Raw genomic sequence first — 5725 nt, 5'->3', positions numbered from 1 at the left:
CCCCTGGCCCCTGGCCCCCGGTCCCCGGCCCCCTGGCCCCCTGGCCCCCTGGCCCCCGGCTCCTGGGCCCCCGGCCTCCGGGTCTCCGGCTCCTGGGTTCCCCGGCCCCCGGGTCCCCTGGCCCCTGGGGTGCCGGGCTTCTGGGTTCTGGGTGGGGGTGTCAGTGCTTGATGGGGTCGGTGGTTTCTTCGGCGGTCTTCTTCACGGTGGTCTTGGGCTTTTCCTTGCCGGCCGGGACGGTCCGGACCTGTTTGGCGACGGCTTCCTCGGTCTGGGTTTTCTGTGCGGATTGCCGGAACGGGCTGCCGGTGGCTGTCGGGTGGTGAAGGTGTTCTTTGGGATACCGCCTTGGGGGATGGGCGTGCGGAAAGGCCAGGGGCCCGGTACGGACCGCAACGGTCCGCACCGGGCCCCTGGCACCCCTGGCCCCGGCACTCGGGCCCTGGCACCCCTGGCCCCGGCACTCGGGCCCTGGCATCCCTGGCCCCGGCACTCGGGCCCTGGCATCCCTGGCCCCCGGGTACCCCTGGTACCCCGGGCCCCTGGCACTCCTGGCACCCCTGGCCCCTGGTACCCGGGGCCAGGGGTGGGGGGTTAGCGCTTGATGAGGTCGGTGACTTCTTCGGCGGCTTTCTTCATGGCGTTCTTGGGCTTTTCCTTGCCGACGAGGACGGCCTGGACCTGCTTGGCGACGGCTTCTTCGATCTGGGCGTTCTGTGCGAATTGCCAGAACGGGCTGCCGGTGGCGGTGTCGGTGATTTTTTCGGTCCACTGGGTGGTGAAGGTGTCCTGGGCGACCTTCGGGTCGGACAGGCCCGCGGTGGTCGAGGGGGGCAGGGCGCGTTCGGTGAAGTACTGGGTGGTGGTGGCGCGGTCGGAGGTGGCGTGCAGTGCGAACTGTGTTGCCGCGTCCTGTCCCTTGCCCTTGACGATCGCGATCACGCCGCCCCACAGCAGTGCCTGGGGCTTGTCGCCGGTGCGCAGGACGGGGCGCTTCATCGGCTGCATCGCGTCGGCCAGGGTCTTGTCCTTGGACTGGGCGGCGGTCACGCCCTTGCCGATGATGGCGTCGTCGTAGAAGGCGGCCTTGCCCTGGCCGAACAGGGCGCGTGCGTCGAAGCGGTCCACGTCCGCGGCGATCAGTTTCTCGTCGTGCAGTTTCTTGTACCAGGTGACCGCGTCGACGGAGGCGTCGTCGCCGATGGTGACCTTGTTGCCTTCCAGGAGGGTGCAGCCGAAGGTCTGCATCCAGGGGAAGATGTCCTTGAGCTGGGCGACCTTGGTGGCGGCGGCGTAGGGCACGATGCCGCCGCCCAGCCCCTTCAGTTCCCGCAGCGCGCCCTCGAACTCCTCGATGGTGGTGGGGTGCTTCTTGATGCCGGCCTTCGCCAGGAGCTTGGAGTTGGCGATCACGCCGATCGAGCCGGTGTTCCATGGCAGGCCGTACTGCTTGCCGTCGTACATGCCGCTGTCCAGTGCCACGTTGGTGTAGCCGCCCTTGAGGGCGACCGGGCTGAGGTCGGCGAGCTTGCCCATCTGCGCCACCGCGGCCAGCCAGGCGATGTCCAGGTGCACCGCGCCGGTGGTCTCCCCGCCGCCGAGCTTGAGGGTGAGCTGGCTCAGGTACTCGTTGTACGGGTAGGAGACCGCGCGGATCCTGGAGCCCTCTGCCTTCTCCCATGCCTTGATGATCTTCTCGATCGCGGGCTTGGCGGCTTCCTCGTTGAGCGACCAGGAGGTGAAGTCGAAGTCCTTGGACTTCGTGTCGCCTCCGTTGGAGGAGGAGCTCGCGCCGGAGGGCGCGCAGGCGCCGAGCGCGCCGGCGCCTGCCACGCCGAGCGCGCCGAGGCCGAACATGCGCAGCGCGCCGCGCCGGCTGATGCCAGAGGTGGTCATGGTGTCTCCATGGATGGGGGAGTGGGCGGAAAGGGGCAAGCAGCCGGCGGTCATGCCGCCGACGAGGTAGCGCTGGAGGAACATGAAGGCGATGACCACGGGGACCGACACGACGAGGGAGGCGGCCATCAGTTCGGGCCATGCGGTCTGGAACTCGCCGATGTAGGTGGAGACCAGGCCGGGGGGCAGGGTCTGCTTCTCCTTGTCGGCCAGGGTGACGGCGAAGATGAAGTCGTTCCAGCCGCGGACGAAGGCGAACAGGCCGGCGGCGATCATGCCGGGCGCGGCCAGGGGTGCCACCACCGAGTGCAGCGTCCGCCACCGGGACGCGCCGTCGATGGAGGCGGCCTCCAGCAGGGCGTCGGGGATGGTGTCGAAGATGCCCTTGAGCATCCACACGCACAGCGGCATCGTGAACGTGGTGAAGGACAGCACCAGGGCGGTGTACGTGTTCAGCAGCCCGAAGCTGGAGAACACCGCGTACAGCGTCACCAGCAGCAGTGCCTGGGGGAACATCTGGGAGGCCAGCACCAGGTGCATCAGCGAGCGACGGCCCCGGTAGCGGAACTTGGAGAACGAGTAGCCCATGTACGTGGCGACCACCACGCTCAGCACGGCGGTGATCGAGGCCACGATCAGGGAGTTGACCAGGTACGTGATCAGCTGCTCGTTCCCGGCCAGGGCGGTGAAGTTGTCGAAGGTGATCTCGGTGGGGATCAGCCTGGGCGGGAACTGGAAGGTCTGCTCGGGGCTGCTCAGGGCGGTGGCCAGCAGCCAGTACACCGGCAGCATGCCGAACGCGCCGATCACCAGGACCGCGCTCCAGGCGGCGATCCGCGAACGCAGCAGGTCCTTGCGGATCCGGCGCCGCGAGGTGCGCCCGGCGGGTGCGGTGCGGGTGCGGTGGCGGCCGGTGCGCGACAGCGGGGTGGTGGAGGTGGTGGAGGTCATCGGGCGTCGCCCTTCCGCTCGGTGATCCGGATGTAGACGACGACCAGGAGCAGCAGGAGCAGCATCCACAGGCCGCCCAGCGCGGTCGCCCGGCCGATGTCGAAGCCCTTGAAGGCGGTCTGGTACACGGCGGTCGCGAAGGTCTCGGTGGAGCCGGCCGGGCCGCCGCCGGTGAGCACGTAGATGGTGTCGAAGTGCTGGAAGTTCCAGATGAACTCCAGCAGCAGCACGATCGAGGCGACTCCGCGCACCTGCGGCCAGGTCACGGCGAAGAAGCGCCGCACCGCGCCCGCCCCGTCCATCGAGGCCGCCTCGTGCAGCTCCTTGGGCACGGTCTGCAGGCCGGCCAGCAGCATCACCATCATCCAGGGGAAGCTCGCCCAGGTCTTGGTGATGATGACGGCGAGCATGGCGGTGCCGGGCTGGCCGAGCCAGGAGATCGACTCCTCGATGATCCCGGCCTTCATCAGGACGCCGTTGAGCACGCCGTAGTTCGCGTTGAAGATCCACATCCACAGGAAGGAGACCACCACGCCCGGGATCACCCACGGGAACAGGAACAGGCCGCGCAGGAAGCCGCTGCCCCTCAGGCCCGAGTTCAGCGCGAGCGCGAGCGCGAAGCCGATCACGAAGGGAACGATCGTCGCGCCGACGGTGAAGACCATCGTCTGCTTGAGGATCGTGAGGAAGTCGCCGTCCAGCCAGTGCGCGAAGTTCTCCAGCCCGACGAACTCACGGCCCGGAAGCCGCAGGTCCTGCTTGAAGAAACCCGTGAAGAGCGCCGATATCAGCGGATAGATGATGATCGTCGCGAACAGGGCGAGCCCCGGTGCGGTCAGCAGCAGTGCGAACGCGCCGTTGGAGAGCCGCCCGCCGGACCGCTTGCGGCGCGCGGCGGCTGTGCGGGGGGGTGCGGCCTTGTGAGGAGGTGCGGCCGTACTCATGGATGTGTCCTCTCAAGCGGTGCGGGAGCGGTGGTACGGGGCATGGCACGACGGGCCGCGCGCCGGAGGGCGGACGCGGCACGGCCGGGCGCGGGCGCGGACGCGCCCCGTCCCCTGTCCCGGCCGGACCCCTGTGTGAATGCCATGCATGCTCCATTGAACGCAAGTTGCAGCATGCGGGATCGTTCTCCATATCGCGCGACGGCGTCAACCCTTCTGGCTGGCGAAACGCCGGTTCCATAGCAGGACGGCGGCATCGCCGAACAGGTCGAATCCAGCCGTCGGCCCACGGCGACGGCATCGTCGACTGCGCCGGAAATCTACAGCACATCCCACTAGCTGGATAGTGGTTGCACAATATGCATGTGATGTACGTTCAAGGCGGCTCCGCTACGCCGGAGAGTACCCGAGCTTCACACCAAGGAGGCCGCACCGTGCGGGAAGAAGAGGCCCACTACGACATCGCCGTCATCGGCGGCGGCCTGGCCGGGACCTGCGCGGCCATCGCAGCCGCCCGCCTCGGCCGACGCGTCGCCCTGGTCAACAACCGGCCCGTCCTGGGCGGCAACGCCAGCAGCGAGATCCGCGTCTGGGTCTGCGGCGCCACCGCCCACGGCGTCCACCGCTGGGCCCGCGAGACCGGCATCATGGGCGAGCTGTACACCGAGAACCAGTACCGCAACCCCGAAGGCAACCCCTACTACTGGGACCAGGTCGTCCTCGACGCCGTACGCGCCGAACCCAACATCGACCTCTACCTCAACACCGACGTACGGGAAGCCCACGCCACCGGCCCCGACGACGCACGCCGGATCCACTCCTGCACCGGCTGGATGATGGGCTCCGAACGCCGCATCACCTTCCACGCCCAGCAGTTCCTCGACTGCACCGGCGACGGCCTGCTCGGCCACCTCGCCGGCGCCCACCACCGCATCGGCCGCGAAGCACAAGCCGAATTCGGCGAACCCTGGGCCCCCGAGGAAGCCGACGGAGCCCTGCTCGGCTCCACCATCCTCTTCCACACCAAGGACACCGGCCGCCCCGTCAAATTCGTCCCCCCCGCCTACGCCCGCGACCTCGCCACCACCCCCATCCTGCGCAACCGCGTCCTGCGCACCGGCGACAACGGCTGCGACTACTGGTGGATCGAATGGGGCGGCGAAATCGACACCGTCCACGACAACGAACGCATCCGCGACGAACTCCAGGCCGTGATCATGGGCATCTGGGACCACATCAAGAACTCCGGCCAGTTCCCCGACGCCGAGAACCTCACCCTCGAATGGGTCGGCAGCCTCCCCGGCAAACGCGAATACCGCCGCTTCCTCGGCGACCACATCCTCACCCAGCAGGACATCCTCGAACAACGACAGTTCACCGACCGCGTCGCCTTCGGCGGCTGGTCCGTCGACCTCCACCCCGCACAGGGCATGTACGCCGACGAACCCGGCGCCCGCCAGCGCTACGCCGACGGCATCTTCCACATACCCCTGCGCTCCCTGTACTCCGCCAACGTCACCAACCTCCTGTTCGCCGGACGCAACATCTCCGCCACCCACATCGCCTTCGGCGCCACCCGCGTCATGGCCACCTGCGCCACCCTCGGCGAAGCCGCCGGCACCGCCGCCGCCCTGTGCACCGCCCACAACCTCACCCCCCGCGAACTGGCCACCCAACACCCCGACCTGGTCCGCCGCACCCTCCTGCGCCAGGACGCCTCCGTCATCGGCCTCGCCGACAGCAACGGCAACTTCCACGTGCACTACGCCTACCCGAGCGGCAGCAGCTGGACCAGCAAAACCGTATACACCAACACCCAGACCACAGCAGCCCTCGGCATCACCTGGAACACCACAGACACCAAACGGATCTACTACATCACCACCACCGGCACCGACCAGGTCTTCGTCGCGACCCAGAACACCGACGGAACC

At 68.4% G+C, this 5725-nt stretch carries 4 protein-coding genes; 1 reads left to right on the top strand and 3 read right to left on the bottom strand.

Translation table 11 applies throughout. The annotated features are described in order from the left end of the window. Positions 1-160: 160 nt before the first annotated feature. The 3 genes from EAO76_RS22405 to EAO76_RS22390 form a co-directional block, all read right to left on the bottom strand. Positions 161-406, bottom strand: a complete 246-nt coding sequence (locus EAO76_RS22405; protein WP_148837743.1) for a hypothetical protein — start codon at positions 404-406, stop codon at positions 161-163. 188 nt (positions 407-594) lie between these two features. Beyond that, positions 595-2847 (bottom strand): extracellular solute-binding protein, encoded by a 2253-nt coding sequence (locus EAO76_RS46510; protein ID WP_262375664.1) that lies wholly within the window; start codon positions 2845-2847, stop codon positions 595-597. Next, entirely contained in the window at positions 2844-3791 is a 948-nt protein-coding gene (locus EAO76_RS22390; protein WP_148837742.1) for a carbohydrate ABC transporter permease, read from the bottom strand. The genes EAO76_RS46510 and EAO76_RS22390 overlap by 4 nt, the downstream gene beginning before the upstream one ends. A gap of 434 nt (positions 3792-4225) precedes the next feature. Here EAO76_RS22390 and EAO76_RS22385 point away from each other — a divergent pair. Next, positions 4226-5725, top strand: a 1500-nt coding sequence (locus tag EAO76_RS22385; RefSeq protein WP_262375663.1) for an FAD-dependent oxidoreductase, incomplete at its 3' end; no start/stop codon positions are given.

Source organism: Streptomyces sp. sk2.1 (assembly GCF_008120935.1).
GTDB lineage: Bacteria > Actinomycetota > Actinomycetes > Streptomycetales > Streptomycetaceae > Streptomyces.
The sequence above is the reverse complement of the archived record's forward strand: the minus strand, read 5'-3'. Positions and strand labels throughout refer to the sequence as shown.